This is a genomic window from Enemella evansiae, from assembly GCF_002250705.1.
Lineage (GTDB): Bacteria > Actinomycetota > Actinomycetes > Propionibacteriales > Propionibacteriaceae > Enemella > Enemella evansiae.
This window is the reverse complement of sequence record NZ_NMVP01000034.1, coordinates 134,743-152,726: the sequence shown is the minus strand read 5'-3', so window position 1 is coordinate 152,726 and position 17,984 is coordinate 134,743. Positions and strand designations below refer to the sequence as shown.

The 17,984-nt window shown below is 68.8% G+C and carries 14 protein-coding genes; 8 read left to right on the top strand and 6 right to left on the bottom strand.

What is annotated here, in order from left to right:
- Positions 1–75: 75 nt before the first annotated feature.
- Genes ettA through BI335_RS16155 form a run of 3 tightly spaced genes read left to right on the top strand, consistent with a single transcriptional unit; the run spans position 76 to position 2,776 of the window.
- The gene (gene ettA, locus BI335_RS16165; RefSeq protein WP_094355852.1) at positions 76–1,758 is read left to right on the top strand and encodes an energy-dependent translational throttle protein EttA; all 1,683 of its coding nucleotides are present in this window, start codon (positions 76–78) and stop codon (positions 1,756–1,758) included.
- A 3-nt stretch (positions 1,759–1,761) separates the two neighbouring features.
- Complete coding sequence (locus tag BI335_RS16160; protein WP_094406917.1) at positions 1,762–2,268, top strand: hypothetical protein; 507 nt, start codon at positions 1,762–1,764, stop codon at positions 2,266–2,268.
- Positions 2,269–2,290: 22 nt separating this feature from the next.
- Positions 2,291–2,776 carry a hypothetical protein gene (locus BI335_RS16155; RefSeq protein ID WP_094406919.1) on the top strand — a complete coding sequence of 162 codons (486 nt, stop codon included), beginning with the start codon at positions 2,291–2,293 and terminating at the stop codon, positions 2,774–2,776.
- Here the strand turns inward: BI335_RS16155 and BI335_RS16150 are convergent.
- Together BI335_RS16150 and BI335_RS16145 are read right to left on the bottom strand one after the other, a co-directional pair.
- On the bottom strand, positions 2,753–5,563 hold the full coding sequence (locus BI335_RS16150; protein ID WP_094406921.1) for an FAD-binding and (Fe-S)-binding domain-containing protein: 2,811 nt from the start codon (positions 5,561–5,563) through the stop codon (positions 2,753–2,755). The genes BI335_RS16155 and BI335_RS16150 overlap by 24 nt on opposite strands.
- A 48-nt stretch (positions 5,564–5,611) precedes the next feature.
- Positions 5,612–6,757 carry a hypothetical protein gene (locus tag BI335_RS16145; RefSeq protein ID WP_144008628.1) on the bottom strand — a complete coding sequence of 382 codons (1,146 nt, stop codon included), beginning with the start codon at positions 6,755–6,757 and terminating at the stop codon, positions 5,612–5,614.
- A gap of 59 nt (positions 6,758–6,816) precedes the next feature.
- Here BI335_RS16145 and BI335_RS16140 point away from each other — a divergent pair, with 59 nt between their 5' ends.
- Positions 6,817–7,500: an alpha/beta fold hydrolase gene (locus tag BI335_RS16140; RefSeq protein WP_172421928.1), complete on the top strand. Its 684-nt coding sequence runs from the start codon at positions 6,817–6,819 to the stop codon at positions 7,498–7,500.
- A 232-nt stretch (positions 7,501–7,732) separates the two neighbouring features.
- Here the strand turns inward: BI335_RS16140 and BI335_RS16135 are convergent, their stop codons facing one another.
- The gene (locus BI335_RS16135; RefSeq protein WP_094432156.1) at positions 7,733–8,188 is read right to left on the bottom strand and encodes a MarR family winged helix-turn-helix transcriptional regulator; all 456 of its coding nucleotides are present in this window, start codon (positions 8,186–8,188) and stop codon (positions 7,733–7,735) included.
- 224 nt (positions 8,189–8,412) lie between these two features.
- Between BI335_RS16135 and BI335_RS16130 the strand changes: the two genes are divergently transcribed.
- A complete protein-coding gene (locus BI335_RS16130; RefSeq protein WP_094432153.1) occupies positions 8,413–10,278 on the top strand; it encodes an AMP-dependent synthetase/ligase in 1,866 nt (621 codons plus the stop codon).
- A gap of 2 nt (positions 10,279–10,280) precedes the next feature.
- Positions 10,281–11,165, top strand: a complete 885-nt coding sequence (locus tag BI335_RS16125; protein ID WP_094428763.1) for an acyl-CoA thioesterase — start codon at positions 10,281–10,283, stop codon at positions 11,163–11,165.
- 203 nt (positions 11,166–11,368) lie between these two features.
- Here the strand turns inward: BI335_RS16125 and BI335_RS16120 are convergent, their stop codons facing one another.
- The gene (locus BI335_RS16120; protein WP_094432151.1) at positions 11,369–13,090 is read right to left on the bottom strand and encodes a glycoside hydrolase family 13 protein; all 1,722 of its coding nucleotides are present in this window, start codon (positions 13,088–13,090) and stop codon (positions 11,369–11,371) included.
- A gap of 61 nt (positions 13,091–13,151) precedes the next feature.
- A complete protein-coding gene (locus tag BI335_RS16115; RefSeq protein WP_094432148.1) occupies positions 13,152–14,072 on the bottom strand; it encodes an aminoglycoside phosphotransferase family protein in 921 nt (306 codons plus the stop codon).
- 337 nt (positions 14,073–14,409) lie between these two features.
- On the opposite strand from BI335_RS16115, the gene BI335_RS16110 reads away from it, so the two are divergent.
- Positions 14,410–16,083 (top strand): FAD-binding dehydrogenase, encoded by a 1,674-nt coding sequence (locus BI335_RS16110; RefSeq protein ID WP_094432146.1) that lies wholly within the window; start codon positions 14,410–14,412, stop codon positions 16,081–16,083.
- 114 nt (positions 16,084–16,197) lie between these two features.
- Here BI335_RS16110 and BI335_RS16105 read toward each other — a convergent pair whose 3' ends face one another.
- A complete protein-coding gene (locus BI335_RS16105; RefSeq protein ID WP_094432143.1) occupies positions 16,198–16,605 on the bottom strand; it encodes a globin in 408 nt (135 codons plus the stop codon).
- A gap of 61 nt (positions 16,606–16,666) precedes the next feature.
- On the opposite strand from BI335_RS16105, the gene BI335_RS16100 reads away from it, so the two are divergent.
- A complete protein-coding gene (locus tag BI335_RS16100) occupies positions 16,667–17,875 on the top strand; it encodes an NAD(P)/FAD-dependent oxidoreductase (protein WP_094432141.1) in 1,209 nt (402 codons plus the stop codon).
- Positions 17,876–17,984: the final 109 nt, after the last annotated feature.

Sequence of the window (17,984 nt, the reverse complement as noted above, 5' to 3'; positions counted from 1 at the left end):
GCGTCCGACCCGACCACGGCGGTGGCATACTGTGACGCGGCCCAGATCCCGCTACCGCGAAGGTTGACAAACCCGATGCCAGAGTTCGTCTACACCATGCACAACGTCCGCAAGACGGCCGGTGACAAGGTGATCCTCGACAACGTGACGCTGTCCTTCTACGAGGGCGCCAAGATCGGGGTCGTCGGACCCAACGGAGCCGGCAAATCCACCCTGCTCAAGGTGATGGCCGGTCTCGAGCAGCCCGGCAACGGCGACGCCATGCTCGGCAAGGGCAAGACCGTCGGCATCCTGCTCCAGGAGCCGCCGCTGACCGAGGGCAAGACCGTCCTGGAGAACGTCCAGGAGGCCGCCGGGGAGATCAAGAAGAAGCTCGACCGGTTCAACGAGATCGGTGAGCTGATGGCCGACCCGGACGCCGACTTCGATGCGCTGATGGCCGAGATGGGCGACCTGCAGACCGACCTCGACGCGGCGAACGCCTGGGACCTGGATTCCCAGCTGGAGCAGGCGATGGACGCGCTGCGCTGCCCGCCCGGTGACGAGCTCGTCGACCACCTCTCCGGCGGTGAGCGACGCCGCGTCGCGCTCTGCAAGCTGCTGCTGCAGCAGCCCGACCTGCTGCTCCTCGACGAGCCCACCAACCACCTCGACGCCGAGAGCGTGAACTGGCTCGAGGGCCACCTGAAGAACTACCCGGGCGCGGTCCTGGCGGTGACCCACGATCGCTACTTCCTGGACAACGTCGCCGAGTGGATCTGCGAGATCGACCGCGGCCGGTTGCACCCCTACGAGGGCAACTACTCCACCTACCTCGACACCAAGCGCAAGCGGCTGCAGATCGAGGGCCAGAAGGACGCCAAGCGCGCCAAGATCCTGGAGAAGGAACTCGACTGGGTCCGCTCCAGCCCCAAGGCACGGCAGGCCAAGAACAAGGCCCGGCTCGCCCGCTACGAGGAGATGGCCGCCGAGGCCGAGCGGAACCGCAAGATCGATCCGTCGGAGATCAACATCCCGCCCGGCCCGCGGCTGGGCACCGATGTGCTCGAGGTGAAGAACCTGACCAAGGGCTTCGGCGACCGGGTGCTGATCGACGACCTGTCGTTCACCCTGCCGCGCTCGGGCATCGTCGGCATCATCGGCCCCAACGGCGTCGGCAAGTCCACACTGTTCAAGATGATCGTCGACGAGCAGGAACCCGACTCCGGCACCCTCGACCTCGGCAAGACCGTGTCGATCTCCTACGTCGACCAGGGCCGCGGCGGCCTGGACCCGAAGAAGAACGTCTGGGAAGTGGTCTCCGACGGGCTCGACTTCATCAAGGTCGCCAACTTCGAGATGGCCTCTCGCGCCTACGTCGCCTCCTTCGGCTTCAAGGGCCCGGACCAGCAGAAGCCGACCGGTGTGCTCTCCGGTGGTGAGCGGAACCGGTTGAACCTGGCGCTCACGCTGAAGATGGGCGGCAACCTGCTGCTGCTCGACGAGCCGACCAACGACCTGGACGTGGAAACCCTGCAGTCGTTGGAAGACGCGCTGCTCGAGTTCCCCGGCTGTGCCGTGGTGATCTCCCACGATCGCTGGTTCCTGGACCGCGTCGCCACCCACATCCTGGCCTGGGAGGGTGACGACGAGAACCAGGCCAAGTGGTACTGGTTCGAGGGCAACTTCGCCGACTACGAGAAGAACAAGATCGACCGGCTCGGTGCCGAGGCCGCCCGCCCGCACGCCACCACCCACCGTCGCCTCACCCGCGGCTGAGTCATGAACCGCGTCGTCGGTTACCGTCGGCTGGCGGCGGGTTCGTCGCTCCGGGTGATCGGTGGTGTGCTGCTGGGACTGGCCGGCCTGCTCGCCGTGCTGGTGGTCGTGGTGCTGATGGTCACCATCCCGATGGTCGTCACCGGGGTGGATTCCTCCATCGTCCGGAACGTCGTGGCCGGCGGTGCGGTGGTCGTGCTCTGCCCTCTGATCCTCGGGATCCTCATGCTGGTTGGGGTTTTCGACTCTCCGCTGCGCAAGATCTCGGCGCCCGACGGGGTCGCCTGGGTGCTGCAACCCGGCGGGGTGCTGGTGCGTACCGACCGCGGCGAGACACTGATTCCCTGGTCGGCGGCCCGCTTCGACCGGGTGCCGGTCGCCGGCCTTCCGGGGGTACGCCTCAGCGGCCCCGGCGTCGAGGTCGCCTACCCCGAGCCGGGGCTCACTCACAATCTGGGCCAATTGGTGGGCCTGGCCGCCCAGTACGCGAACGAGCGTCCGCTCCGCTGAGCCGGGGCCGATCGAACACCCGATGGAGCTGGTCGTCGAATACCGCAACGGCGCCATGCGGCGACGGGTCCGGCGGATCGAGCGGCTGACCGGGTCGCTGGCCGGCGTGATCGCGCTCGTCGGCGGCGCGCTGGTGCTGTTGAACCTCGACCGGCTGCCCGGATCCCGTTATCTGGTGACGATCGCGGTGTTGAGTCCGGTACTGGCGGTGTGCTGCGTGCTGCTGCTGGCCGGGCTGCTGACCCCCGCGTACGCCCGGGTCACCGCCCCCGAGGGGATCGCCTGGCGACTGCGCCGCGACGGGGTGGTGATCAACCGGCCCGCGGGGCCGGTCCGGATCCCCTGGGACCGGGTCCGCATCGACTCGGTCCTGGTCCGGGGCGTACCGGTGCTGCAGCTCGGTGGGGACGGTGTCGAGACGGCCTATCCGGAGGAGTTCCTCAGCCACGACGAAGCGCAGATCATGCACTACGCACGCAGATACTCAGCCAAGCACCGGCCGCGCTGAATCCGCCAACAACTCCGCCAGGGTGATCGCCCGCCGGCCCTCCAGCTGCTCCAACTGCAGTCGGCAGGAGAAGCCGTCGGCGAGCACCACCGCGTCCGGGCCAGCGGCCCGCACCGCCGGCAGCAGATCGTGCTCGGCGACCTTCACCGACACCTCGTAGTGCCCCTCCTCGACGCCGAAGTTTCCTGCCAGGCCACAGCATCCGCCGACCGTGGTGACCTCGGCACCGGTGCGGGCCAGCAGCGCCTGGTCGGTCTGCCAGCCGAGCACCGAGGCATGGTGGCAGTGCGGCTGCGCCACCAGGCGTACGCCACTGAGGTCCGGTGCCTGCCACTCGGGTGAGCGGGTCAACACCTCGGCCAGGGTGAGGATTCCGGCCGCCACCTCCGGCACCCGCGGGTCGTCGGGCAGCAGCTCCAGGGCGTCGGTGCGCCACACCGCGGTGCAGGACGGTTCCACCCCGATCACCGGAGTGCCGGCGGCGATGATCGGATGCAGCACCTCCAACGCGGCCCGCAACTGCCGGCGCGCACCCTCGCGCTGGCCGGTGCTGATCCAGGTCAGCCCGCAGCAGGCGTTGCGTTCGACCAGCTGCGGGGCCCAGCCGGCCGCCACCAACACCTCGAGCAGCGGTTCCAACCCGGTCCCGTCGAAGCAGTCGCTGAACGAGTCCACCCAGACCGCGATCGGCCGGCCGCTGGTCGCCGGCCGCGGGGTGCGCCGCCGGGCCGACCCGGAGGCGAACTGCGGCAGCTCCCGCCGGGTGTCGACACCGGCCGATTTCTTCAGCAGTGTGGAGATCCCGGGTAACCGGCCGGCCAGGTTGACCACCGGCGCCAGGCGGCTGGCGGTGATCAGCCGGCCCCAGCGCGGCAACCAGCCGAGCGCATAGTGGGACCGGGGTCGCAGCTTGCCGGCGTAGGCCTTGTCGGTGACCACCGACTTGTAGCTGGCCATGTCGATGCCGGTCGGGCAGTCGCGATAGCAACCCTTGCAGGACAGGCAGAGATCGAGCGCGTCGTGCACGGCGGGGGAGTCCCAGCCGTGCACCAGGGAGCCGTTGGTCAGCTCCTGCAGCACCCGGGCCCGGCCGCGGGTGGAGTCCTTCTCCTCGCCGGTGGCCAGATAGGAGGGGCACATCACCCCGCCCGAGGCGGTCGTGTCGGCGATGCACTTGCCGACACCGGAGCACTGGTGCACCGCCTCCACCAGCTCGGGATCCCTGCGCAGCAAGGGTGTTCCGAGCAGCTGCGGGACCCGCAGGTCCGCGATCAGCGGCCGCGGATCGACCAGCACCCCGGGGTTGAGCACGTTGTCGGGGTCGAAGATCTGCTTCACCTTGCCCATCAGCGCCAGGGCCTGGGCGGAGTACATCTTCGGCAGCAGTGCGGAGCGGGCCCGGCCGTCACCGTGCTCACCCGACATCGACCCGCCGTAACCGGCGACCAGCTCGGCGGCCTCGGTGACGAACGCGCGGTAGGCGTCCGCACCACCCTCGCGGTCCAGCGGGAAGTCGATCCGGCAGTGCACGCAGCCGTCGCCGAAGTGACCGTAGGGCAGGCCGTGCACCTGGTGCTTGCGCAGCAGCGCATCGAAGTCGCGCAGGTAGTCCCCGAGCCGCTCCGGCGGGACCGCCGCATCCTCCCAGCCACCGTAGGCCGGGCGCTCCAGCGACACCCCGGCCAGCCCGGCGCCGTCCTCGCGGATCTTCCACAGGGCAAGGGCCTGCGCCGGATCGGCGACCACGAACCCATCGATCGCATGGGCGTCGGCGAGCAACGCCTCGGCCCGGGTCAGCAACCGGTCCGGATCGTCGTCGACGAGCTCGACCAGCATCCACCCGTCGCCCTCGGGCAGCGTGGGCACCGCACCCGGTCCTTTGGCCCGGGCGACCACGTTCACGATCCGCCGGTCCAATCCCTCGGCCGCGGTCGGGGAGTGCCGGCCCAGGACCACCGCGTCGTCCCCGGCGTCGGCCATGGTGGGATAACCGAGCGCGACCAGCGCCTTGTGCGGGGCGTCCGCGACCAGGCGTACGGTGATCTCGGTGAGCACCGCCAGGGTGCCCTCGGTGCCGGCCAGGAAGCGGGCCACGTCGAAACCGTTCTCCGGCAGCAGATGCTCCAGCGAATAGCCCGACACCTGCCGGCCGAAGCGGCCGAACTCGGTGCGGATCAGGGCCAGATTGTCGGCCACCAGCTCGCGCAGGGCGGCCAGGGTGGGTGAGTCCGGGGCCGGTTCGCCGGAGACCACCCGAAGCCGTTCTCCGTTGCCACACACGATATCCGCGGCCACCACGTTGTCGGCGGTGCGGCCGTAGCCCATCGCCCGCGGGCCGCAGGCGTTGTTGCCGACCATGCCGCCGATGGTGCACCGGGTGTGGGTCGAGGGGTCGGGTCCGAAGCGCAGCCCGTGCCGGGTGGCCTCCCGCTGCAGGACCGCATGCACGGTACCGGGTTCGACGGTCGCGGTGCGGGCTGCCCGGTCGATCGAGAGCACCCGGTTGAGGTGTCGCCTGGTGTCCATCACCACGCCCGGGCCGACGGCATTGCCCGCACAACTGGTGCCGGCGCCGCGGGTGGTCAGCGGCGTACCGGAACGGCGGGACAGGTCCACCAGGGCGAGCAGGTCCGCGGTGCTCCGCGGGTACGCCACCGCCTCCGGGACCACCCGGTAGAGGCTGGCGTCGGAGGAGTAGAGCGCCCGGGCCAGGGTCGAGGTGTCGAGCTCCCCGGCGTACCCGGGCTCATCGACGACTCGTGCGAACTCCGCGGAGGACTGTGCCATGGACCCATCCTGCCAAGGCCGGCACCGGGTCCGCGCACCCGACCGGTATCAGGACGCGCCCCTGACAGATTCCTCGTTGATCACCGCGTTGGTGGTGCGGATGAACAGCACCAGCCAGGCGAAGCAACCGAGCGCGATGACCAGCTCCGCACCGGTCCAGGAGAAGGAGTGGAACAGGAACAGCAGCACCGAGACGATCGGCACCGCGAGCAGCGCCAGGGAGGCGAGCCGGAAGGAGGCCGGCAGCCCCGGGATGGCGCGCGGCGCGATCACCATCAGCGCCGCGATCGACAGCATCATGGTGAACGCGAACGCCATGTGGATCGGTTCGTACCAGTCGTAGGGGAAGAAGCCGGTCAGCGCGCAGCAGGCGCCGGCAACGATCAACAGGGTCCGCACGATGGTGGTCCGGCCGCCGGCCGTCGCCGGCGCACGGCTCAGGTCGTTGGTGAGCCGGTCGGCCAGGGTGATCAGCACCAACCCGGCCACGATCAGCGTGCCGTTGAAGGTCAACCCGCTGGTGCCGCCGCCGCCCAGATAGCTGAAGTGGTGGATCCACCAGTCCGGATCGGGCGCGGTCAGCATCGCGGTGAACACCCCGCCCACCATCAGCATGGTCAGCAGGGTCGCCAGGTGCATGGTGCTGCCGTCGGCACCCGACAGGCTGCTCGCGTACCCGGCCAGCATCGCCGCGACCCCGACCAGCGCCGCCGAATGCGGCAACGGCAGCGTCAACCCGCGGAAGGACATGGCCAGCAGGGTGAACACTCCCAACGTCGCGAACAGGGTGATCGCCAGATGGGTGAGCAGCAGACCGATCGCGGCCAGCACCCGTCGGAACACCGAACCGGCCCCGCGCGCCGGCGTCCGGCCGCGACTCTGCCAGAGCGCATGCAGCGACCAGCCGTAGGAGGCCGCGGTCGCCACCAGACAACAGAGGATGGCGACGACACCGATGGACAGATCCCGGTCGAACATCGGCACGTCCTTGTTCCAGAACGCGATCAGGCCGACCAGCAGCCCGAGCACCCCGGAACCGCCGCCGGCCCACAACGCGCGCGACTCGACCAGGGGCGAGGGGGCGACTCGGTCCAGCGGCGCGGTGTCCGCAGGTGCCGGATCGATCGCCGTCGAACCGGTACCGGACGGCGGTACGGATGCCGCAGTCTCACGCTGCTCGATCTCCTCGGTCACGAGTGCCACCTTTCCGGTTCAGCCTCGGCAATTCTGCACCGTGTGTCAGGCTGGAGGCCATGAGTTCTGCTGACAAGCCGCTGCTGGTGCTCGCGCACGGCAGTCTGGCGACCGGTGCGCACATGGAGCGCGTCGGTGCGGCGGTGGCGGATCTGGTGGATGTCGTGGCCCCGGATCTGCCCGGGCACGCCACCCGGTCGGCCGAGCCCTATTCGCTGCCCGAGTCGGTAGCGGTGATGGAGGAGATCATCGACGCGGCGGGCGAGCGGCCGGTGCTGCTCGGTGGGCACTCGCTCGGCGGATTCGCCGCGCTCACCTGTGCGGCCCGCCGGCCGGAGCGCCCGGCCGGGCTGCTGCTGATGGGTTGTGCGGTGGAGCCGCGGGGTGCCGGGGCGGTCGCCTACCAGGCCGCCGGGCGGTTGTACGACGCGTTCGGCGCCCGTTGGAATCGGGTACGCCGGCTCCCGCACAATCCGCTGGCACCGGTCTGGGGACAGGTGATCTCGACCTGCGGATCGCACCAGCTGGCCGAGCTCGACTGCCCGGTGCTGATCCTGGGCGGTGCGCTGGATCAACTGCACCTCGGCGCCCGCCAGTTCGCCCGGGCCACCCCGAACAGCCGGGTGGTCACCGCCCGGGGCCGCTCACACGCCTGGCCGAACCTGCGCCCCGACGAGGTCGGCGCCCAGATCCGTCACTGGCTGCTCACCGACGTGCTCCGCGAGCCCACGTTCATCGAGTAGCAACCCATGCGGGGCGTTTTCCACGCTCATCGAGTAGCAACCCATGCGGAGCGAAGCGGAGCAATGGGTTGCGTGTCGAGATGAGCGCCGGCGTACGCTCTCGCCGAGCATCGAGATGGGATGGGAAGGGGTTCATCTCGACACGGTCGCTGCGCGACCTACTCGATGAACGTACCGGCGGTCGCTGCGCGACCTAGTCGATGAACGTACGGGTCGATGAACGTACCGGGGTTCAGTCGGCGTCGAGAACGGCGCGGAAGGCGCGGCCGAGGGCCTCGAAGTCCTCGGGGGCGACGACATCGACGAAGGCCCGGCGGACCTCGGTGACATGGTTGGGCGCGGCCCGCTCCAACAGCGCGTACCCGGCGTCGGTGAGCCGCGCCAGGACGCCGCGGCGATCGTCGGGGCAGGCCTCGCGGAGCACCAGGCCGGCCTTCTCCATCCGCGCGATGGTGTGGGTGAGCCGGGAGCGGGACTGGTGCACCAGGCTCGCCAGTTCGCTCATCCGCAGCTGCCGGTTGGGGGCCTCCTCGAGCGAGACCAGGATCTCGTACTCGCCGATGTCGATCCCGAACCGGCGCAGATCCGCGTCCAGGCGTTCGGTGATCCGGGCCACCCCGAGCAGATAGGTACGCCAGATCTGCTGCTGCTGGTCATCGAGCCAGGGGGCGGTCACGGTCTCGGTCATGCCCCGATGATACCCATTGGATTCAATCCTCAACAATCGAAGTTTTGATTACTCGGGCGGAACCGGGTCGGGCTGGGCAAGCGACCTACTTGTCAGTAACATGACCGCGCGTAAGAGAACTGTAAGGAATCCGACCGACGATCGACCGTGCGCCACGGCCGACCAGTAGGATCAACGGCCACGGAGGCCGGGGGTGCCCTCCGGCCAACTCGACTGGAGGGACCATGAGCAACACCCGCGAACAGACCACCGCCGAGATCAGTCCGGAGGTCCAGGCCCAACTGGACGACCGGGCCCCGTCGATGGGCGAGATGTTGCGTCGGCGCATCGCCAGCGACCCGCAGCGCACGGCCTTCCTCTACCCGGATGCCCAGGAGAACTGGCAGCCGCTGACCTGGCAGCAGGCCGGGGAGATCATCCACGACCTGGCGGCCGGTCTGCTGGCCGTCGGACTCGAACCCGAGGGTCGGGTCGCGCTGGCCTCCACCACCCGGGTCGAGTGGATCCTGGCCGACCTGGCGGTGATGTGCGCCGGCGGCGCCACCACGACGGTCTATCCGACCACCAAGCACGATGACGTCAGCTACATCATGGGTGACTCCGGCTCGCGGGTCGCGATCGTCGAGGACACCGAGCAGCTGGAGAAGCTCGCCCAGAACCAGGACGTCTACACCAACCTGCTCGCGGTGGTGCTGATCGACGGCGACTCCAGCGATGACAAGGTGCACAGCTGGCAGGAGTTCCGCGAGCTCGGTCAGGCGTACCGGAATCAGAATCCGGATGCCGTCGAGCGCGCCATCGCGGGCACCGGCCCGGACACCCTGTCCACCCTGATCTACACCTCCGGCACCACCGGCCGGCCCAAGGGCGTCCGCCTGACCCACGACGCCTGGTGCTATCTGGGCCGCTCGGTGCAGCTGTTCGACCTGGCCACCTACGACGACCTGCAGTACCTGTGGCTGCCGCTGTCGCACGTCTTCGGCAAGGCGCTGATCGCGATCCAGGTGCAGATCGGTTTCCAGACCGCCGTGGACGGGCGGATCGACAAGATCGTCGACGGACTCGGCACGATCAAGCCGACCTTCATGTGCGGTGCGCCGCGGATCTTCGAGAAGGTGCGCGCCAAGGTGATGATGGGCACCGCCACCGGTCTGAAGGCGAAGATCGCCCGGTGGGCCTTCCAGGTCGGCAAGAAGACCATTCCCTACCGGCTGGAGAACCGCCCGCTGCCGCGGGGGCTGGCGACCCAGTACGCGCTGGCCGACAAGCTGGTGTTCAGCAAGCTCAAGGAACGGCTGGGTGGCAACCTGCGCTTCATGATCTCGGGGTCGGCGAAGCTGAACTCCCAGGTGCAGCAGTGGTTCTACGCCGCCGGCATCCTGATCGTCGAGGGTTACGGGATGACCGAGTCCTCGGCCGTCACCTGCGTCAACGACCCGCGGCTGCCGAAGCTCGGTACCGTCGGCACCCCGATCCCCGGGACCAGGCTGAAGATCGCCGAGGACGGCGAGGTGCTGATCGCGGGCCCGGCGGTGATGCGCGGTTACCACAATCTGCCCGAGCAGACCGCCGAGACGCTCACCCCCGACGGCTGGTTGCGTACCGGTGACATCGGTGAGATCGACGAGGGCGACCGACTGAAGATCACCGACCGGAAGAAGGACCTGATCAAGACCTCCGGCGGAAAGTATGTGGCACCGCAGAAGGTCGAGGGCGCACTCGTCGCGAACTGTCCCTACATCTCGCAGGTGATCGTGCACGGGGAGAACCGCAAGTACATCTCCGCGCTCATCTCCTTGGATCCCGAGGCGCTGGAGGGTTGGGCGCAGAGCCAGGACGACAGCCGGCTCAAGGGCATGGGGTACGCCGAACTGGTCCGCAGCCCCGAGGTCGAGAAGATGATCTCCGGCTATGTGGACCAGGGCAACGCCCGGCTGGAACGCTGGGAGACTGTGAAGCGGTTCCGGATCCTCGACCAGGAACTGACGGTCGACGAGGGTGCGGTGACCCCGAGCCTGAAGATCCGCCGCGGTGCGGTGGAGAACAAGTACGCCGACTGGTTCGACTCCATGTATGACAAGGAGGACTGACGTTGCCCCATGTCGTCGACATCCCCACCCGGTGGGGAGACATGGACGCCCAGGCACACCTGAACAATGCGGTCTACGTGGACTTCCTGCAGGACGCCCGCGTCGACTTCCTGCACTCCGCGTCCTTCGGCCATCTCCTCGGTGATGAGGACGATCCCGATCATGCCGGGAACGCGATCCTGGTGGTCGGCCATCGGGTGGAATACCTGCGTCCGGTGGTGCACGGACAGGCCGTCCGGGTACGCCTGTGGGTCGAGTCGGTGGGCGCGGCGCGGTTCGTGATCGCCTACGAGGTGACCGCCGATGACGAGGTGGCGGTCCGGGCCCGGACGGTGCTCTGCAACTTCGACCGGAACGCCCAGCAGATCCGGCGCTTCGACCCGGTCGCCAGGGCCGCGTTCGTCGACGCGGTGGAGTCGGGTGAACCGCTGCGTGAACTGCCCGCAGTGCCGGAATTCGTTGCGGACAAGGCATTCCGTACGCCGCTGAAGGTGCGTTGGTCCGATGTTGACCGGTACGGGCACGTCAACAACGTCCGCTACTACGACTACGCCCAGGAGGCCCGGATCGAGATGATGCGTCGTCTCGGCGACGGTCTCGAGGTCAGCGACAGCTCCTCGGACTCCCTGTGGCTGTTGGTCCGTCAGGACGTCGACTATCTCGGCCAGTTGAAGTTCCGCACCGAACCCTATTCGGCGCTCACCGTCGTCGAGCGGATCGGTGGGAGCTCCATCACCATGCAGGTGCGGATGATGGATGAGGAGACCGGCATGGTCTTCGCCAACGCCCGGACCGTGCTGGTGCACGCCGACGCCAAGGGTCGCCCCGCCCCGCTCAGCGACACCGCCCGCAAGGCCCTGGAACCCCATCTCCTCGACCCCGCTTGACGTTCATCGAGTAGCAACCCATGAAGAGCGGAGCCTCCCCACCCGTTCATCGAGTAACAACCCATGCGGAGCGAAGCGGAGCAATGGGTTGCGTGTCGAGATGACCCCTCCAGGCGGGGCTCATCTCGACACGGTCGCTGCGCGACCTGCTCGATGAGCGTGTTGGGCCGGTCGCTGCGCGACCTGCTCGATGAGCGTGCGGGTCAGACCTTCAGCCAGACCGCCTCATCGGTACCGAGCTTGCCGCTGGCGGCCTCACCACTGTGCACCAGCACCTCGGCACCCTCGGGCAGGGCCACGGGCGCCCCGAAGTTCACCATGCAACGGAATCCGGGCTCCCGGTCGAAGCCGAGCAGGTCGGCGTGCTCACCCTCGCGCCAGGTCAGATCACCGTCACCGAGGGCGGGATTGCGGCGCCGCTCGGCGAGTGCGGTCCGGTAGAGGTTCAGGTGGCTGCCCGGATCGTCGGTCTGGGCGGCGACGCTGAGGCTCGACCAGTGTGCCGGCTGCGGCAGCCACGGCGTACCCGACGGCCCGAAACCGAACGGGGACTGCGATCCCGACCACGGGATCGGCACCCGGCAGCCGTCGCGGCCCTTGACGGTGTGCCCGGACCGCTCCCAGGTCGGGTCCTGCAACACCTCGGCGGGCAGATCCTCGACCTCGTCGAGACCCAGTTCGTCACCCTGGTAGACGTAGCAACCGCCGGGCAGCGCGAGCTCCAGCAGCGCGGCCGCGCGGGCCCGCCGCCGGCCGAGGGCCAGATCGGTCTCGAACTGGGTGTAGTGCTGCCACTCCCGGCCGCGGTGCTCCGGTGCGACCCCGTCCCGCTCGAACCGGGACCCGGTCTCGGCCTTGCCGTAGCGGGTGGCGACCCGCGGGGTGTCGTGGTTGGAGAGCACCCAGGTGGCCGGTGCACCGACCTGCTGGTGGGCGCGCAGCGACCGGGTGATCACGTTGTGGAGCGACTCGGCGGACCACTCCGAGAGCAGGTGGTCGAAGTTGAAGGTGCTGTGCAGGCGGCCCGGTTCGACATAGCTGACCAGTCGCTCGACCGGTTCCAGATAGGCCTCGGAGACGAACACCCGCGCCCCCTGCTCGCTGTCGGCGTACTCGTCGGCGACCCCGCGCCAGCGGCGGTGGATCTGCTCGAGCTGCGGGTGCACGTCCCACAGCGGCGCGCCGGGGAACTTGTCCTTGCTGATCCCGAATCCGGTGTGCTTGTTCAGCGGCAGATCCGGCAGGCTGCCGTCCTTGGCCATCGAGTCGGCGACGTCGATGCGGAATCCGTCCACACCGCGGTCGAACCAGAACCGCAGGATGTCGTCGAATTCGTCGGCGACCTTGGGGTTGTCCCAGTTCCAGTCCGGTTGCTTCACATCGAACAGGTGCAGATAGAACTGCCCGGGATGGTTGTCGGAGTCCAGCACTCGCTGCCAGGTGGAGCCGCCGAACAACGCCTCCCAGTTGGTGGGCGGTTCGGAACCGGCATCGCCGCGGCCGTCGCGGAACCAGAAGAGCTCCCGCTCGGGCGAACCGGGTTCGGCGGCCAGCGCCTCGGCGAACCAGGGGTGCTCATCGGAACAGTGGTTCGGTACCAGGTCGATCAACACCCGCAGCCCGTGCTGGTGGGCCTTGGTGATCAGCTCATCGGCGTCGGCCAGATCGCCGAAGTCGGGGTGGATGTCGCGGTAGTCGGCGACGTCGTAGCCACCGTCGGCGAGCGGGGAGGGATACCACGGCGAGATCCAGAGTGCGTCGATGCCGAGCTCGACCAGGTGGTCGAGCCGGTCGATGATGCCGCGCAGGTCACCGGTGCCGTCGCCGTTGGCGTCGGCGAAGGAGCGCGGGTAGATCTGGTAGACCACCGCACTGCGCCACCAGTCGGCGGCGCTCTGGTCCGGGGTCGCGGTCTGCTGGGTCATGGTCTTCCTCAAGCTGGGCGTCAGCGGACCGCACCATCATGCCCGACCACTTACCAATCTGTCAGTCTGTTTCGTGGAGCAGTCTGTGGACCGTCACCAGGTTGTCCCGGGCCAACTCCGGCCAGCGCTCCCAGTAGTAGTCGAGGGCCTGGCCGGCGACGAACAGTTTCCAGCCCCGGGCGCGCTGCCAGGTCGCCTCGTCGAGTCCGAGCCGGTTCCGGTACGCCGTCCTGGCCGCGGCGGGAAACTCCCAGATCGCCGCGTGCTCGGCGGTCGGGTTGCCCAGCCCGAGCACGCCGAAGTCGATCGCCGCGACCAGTCGACCCTCGCGTACCAGCAGGTTCGCCGCGCGCAGATCCCCGTGCAGCCAGCCGTCCGGCAGGACCGGGTCGTCGACCTCGAGGGCGGTACGCCACAGCGCGGCGACCGCGTCCAGGTCGAGGTCAGTGCCATCGAATACGCCGAGGGCGGCCCTGGCTCGGAGCCGGTCGATCGTTCCCCAGCCCTCTTCGGCGAACTCGTGCAGCCGCTTACCGCGATACCAGGCCAGCGACCCGGTGCGGGTGGCGCCCATGGTGTCGAGTGCATGCAGGTGCTGGACGAAGTCGGCGAGCCGGTCGCCGAAGTCGGCCCAGTCGGCGACGTTGTCCGCGGTCGGTTCCGCACCCTCGATCCACCGGTAGACCGACCAATCGAATGGGTAGCGCTCATCGGGCCGGCCGTGGAACACCGGTGCCGGGACCTCCAGCGGCAGGAGTGGACCGAGCCTGGGCAGCCAGGTCTGTTCCTTGGCCACATCCTCGGCGGTACCGGGGCGGCGGGGGAGCCGGACCAGCAGCTCGTCGCCGAGCCGGAACATCTGGTTGTCGGTACCGGCGCCGGCCGGGGTCAGCGGGAGGTCGGCCCACTGCGGAGCCTGCGTGGCCACCAGCCGACGGGCGTCCTCGGCGTCGAGGGCGGCCTCATCGGGGAACAGCGTCATGGGTCCCGATCCAACCGCTCCGATGCGAACCCGTCGACCGATTTTCCCCACGTTCATCGAGTAGTGGCCCGGCGCAGCGCAGCCTTTTCGTCCGTTCATCGAGTAGTGGCCCGGCGCAGCGGAGCCTTTTCGTCCGTTCATCGAGTAGTGGCCCGGCGTAGCGGAGCGGAGCCGGGCCACGTGTCGAGATGAACCCGTGGGCAGCGGCTCATCTCGACACGGTCGCTGCGCGACCTACTCGATGAGCGTGGGTACCGGTCGCTGCGCGACCTACTCGATGAGCGTGGGTCACGGTCGCTGCGCGACCTACTCGATGAGCGGATGGCAGACTCGCCCAATGGAGTTCGAGGCGGATGCGATCGTCGTCGGTGCCGGGATCGCGGGGCTGGTCGCGACCTATGAGCTGGTCCTGGCCGGCAAGCGGGTGCTGGTGCTGGACCAGGAGAACCGCAACAACCTGGGCGGGCAGGCGTACTGGTCGCTCGGTGGGATCTTCCTGGTCGACAGCCCCGAGCAGCGACGGATGGGAATCCGCGATTCGGCCGAGCTCGCCCTGCAGGACTGGCTCGGGTCGGCCCAGTTCGACCGGTTGGCCGACGAGGACGCCTGGGGATACGAATGGGCGCGGGCCTATGTGGAGTGGGCCGCGCACGGCAAGCGGGATTACCTGCACCGGTTGGGTTGGCGGGCGGTGCCGTTCGTCGGCTGGGCCGAGCGCGGCGACGGTTCAGCAAGCGGTCACGGCAACTCGGTACCGCGCTTCCACCTCACCTGGGGGACCGGACCCGGTGTCGTCGAACTCTTCGCCAAACCCGTGCTGGCGGCCGAGCGCACCGGGCTGGTGCGATTCGGCTTCCGGCACCGGGCGGACCAGCTGATCGTCGAGAACGGGGCGGTCGTCGGGGTCCGCGGTGGCGTACTGGCCGCGGACGACGCCGCCCGGGGTGTCGCCTCGAACCGTGCTGTGGCAGGAGAATTCGAGATCCGGGCACCGGCGGTGATCGTCACCTCCGGCGGTATCGGGCACAACCACGAGCTGATGCGGCGCAGCTGGCCCACCGAGCGGGTCGGCCCGTTCCCGTCGCATCTGATCTCGGGCGTACCCGCGCACGTCGACGGCCGGATGCTCGCGATCACCGAGGCCGCCGGCGGCCGGGTGGTCAACCGGGACCGGATGTGGGCCTACACCGAGGGCGTCCACAACTGGGAGCCGGTCTGGCCGAACCACGCGATCCGGATCCTGCCGGGACCGTCCTCGATGTGGTTCGACGCCACCGGTCGGCGACTGCGTGGCATGTCCGGGGTGCCGGGTGCGGACTCGATCGGCGCGATGACCCAGATCCTGGCCACCGGGCACGACTACTCCTGGTTCATCCTCACCCAGTCGATCATCGAGAAGGAGTTCGCGCTCTCCGGATCGGAGCAGAACCCCGACCTCACCGGCCGCGACCTCGGTTACCTGATCCGCACCCGGCTGGGCGGCGGAGCACCGGCACCGGTGGCCGCCTTCATGGAGCACGGTGACGACTTCATGGTCGCCGACACCCTGCCCGAACTGGTCCGGGGGATGAACGCGATCAGCCCGGGCCCGGACCTGGAGCTCGCCACGATCGAGTCTCAGATCACCGCCAGGGACCGCGAGCTCGACAACTCCTTCACCAAGGACGTCCAGGTGATGGCCATCCACAACGCCCGTCGCTCGCGGACCGACAGGCTGATCCGGGTCGCGAAACCGCACCGGATCCTCGATCCGGCGCACGGCCCGCTGATCGGCGTACGCCTGAACATCCTGTCCCGCAAGACATTGGGCGGGCTGCAGACCAACCTCGACTCGCAGGTGCTGGACGGCCAGGGGCGGCCGATCCCCGGGTTGTACGCCGCCGGCGAGGTCGCCGGCTTCGGCGGCGGGGGAGTGCACGGACACAATGCCCTGGAGGGCACCTTCCTCGGCGGCTGCATCTTCTCCGGCCGGGCCGCCGGTCGTGCCCTCGGCCTCACCGACGTTGGCTGAGCGAGCGAGGAACGAGCGAGACGAAACCACCAGACGGTCATCGAGTAGCTGGCCCGGCGCAGCGGAGCGGAGCTGGGGCAGCGTGTCGAGATGACCTCGGCACCGCCAGCCCGCTCAGCCCAACTCGTCGGGGGTGTTCCGCATCGAGTCCGCGGCGCGGACCAGATAGGTCCAGAAGATCGCGTCCTGTTCCGGGGTCAGTGCGACATCGTCGAGGGCGCCGCGCATGTGCTTCAGCCAGGTGTCGCGCTCGGCGCTGGTGATCCGGAACGGGAAGTGCCGCATCCGCAACCGCGGGTGCCCACGCTGCTCGGAATAAGTGGTCGGGCCGCCCCAGTACTGCTCGAAGAACATCCGCAGCCGCTCCTCGGCCGGACCGAGATCCTCCTCGGGATAGATCGCCTTGAACTCGGCGTCCTCGGCGACCCGGGCATAGAAACCGCGGACCAGCTTCACGAAGGTGTCGTGGCCACCCACCGCGTCGTAGAAGGTCGTCGGGGCGTTCGGTTGCTCGGCACTCACCCCCGCATCCTACGTCGTGTGCCGCGTGGTTAGCCTTGGCAGGGAACAGGAGGGTCAGTCAATGAACGACCAGAGCAACAAGTACGAGTACCTGATCATCGGGGCCGGAGTGGCCGCCGCCAACGCCGCGCAGGGCATCCGCGCGGTCGACTCGGACGGCAGCATCGGAATCCTTGGTGCGGAAGGCGATCCGCCGGTCTATCGACCTGACCTGTCGAAGACCCTCTGGCTGAACAAGGACGCCAGCCTGGACAACTCCGAACTCCTCGGCGACACCAAGGGCGTCGACCTGCGTACCGGTGTCGATGTCGAGCGGATCGAACCGGATCAGCACCAGGTGACCCTCGCCGACGGTTCCCAGGTCGGCTACGACAAGTTGCTGATCGCCAGCGGTTCCCAGCCGATCACCACCTCGCTGCCGGCCGGCCCGCGGGTCGTCTACTACCGCACCGTCGCCGACTACCGCGAGCTGCGGGAGCTGGCCAAGCCGGGCAGCCACATCGTGGTCGTCGGCGGTGGCTACATCGGCTCCGAGATGGCCTCCGCGCTGGCCCAGAACGAGGTCAAGGTGACGATGGTCGTCGAGGGCGGCATCGTGCAGGCGTCGATGCTCCCGCCGGATCTGGCCACGGTGGTCACCAAGGCCTTCATCGATCACGGCGTACAGATCGTCGACGGCCTGCTCGCCGGCGGTACGGCGACCGCTGACGGCGTACGCCTGGAACTGAAGGACGGGCAGACCCTCGAGGCCGACGCCGCGGTGATCGGGATCGGGGTGAAACCGCGGGTCCAGCTCGCCGAGCAGGCCGGGCTGAAGGTGGACAACGGGATCGTGGTGGACGCCGAGCTGCGGACCAGCGCCCCCGACGTCTACGCCGCCGGTGACGTCGCCAACTATCCGGACAGACTGCTCGGCCGGCGCCGGGTCGAGCACGTCGACAATGCCGAGAAGATGGGCGAGACCGCCGGGCAGAACATGGCCGGGAAGGACGAGGCCTACCAGAACACGCCGTTCTTCTGGTCGGATCTGTTCGACTACGGCTACGAGGCCGTCGGCGAGACCTCGACGAAGCACACGATGGTCGAGGACTGGAAGGACGAGAGCCTGGACACCGGTGTCGTCTACTACCTCGACGGTGGTTCGGTACGCGGGGTGCTGCTCTGGAACGTCTGGGACAGCGTGCCCAAGGCCCTCGAGGTGATCGAGCAGACCGCCGACGACCCCGTCACCGACCCCGACTCCCTGAAGGGCCGCATCCCCCTCGGCTGACCGTTCATCGAGTAGGTCGCGCAGCGACCTACTCGATGAACGTGGGTGGTGGGGTTCATCTCGACACGCCGACCATTGCTCCGCTGCGCTCCGCATGGTCGGCTACTCG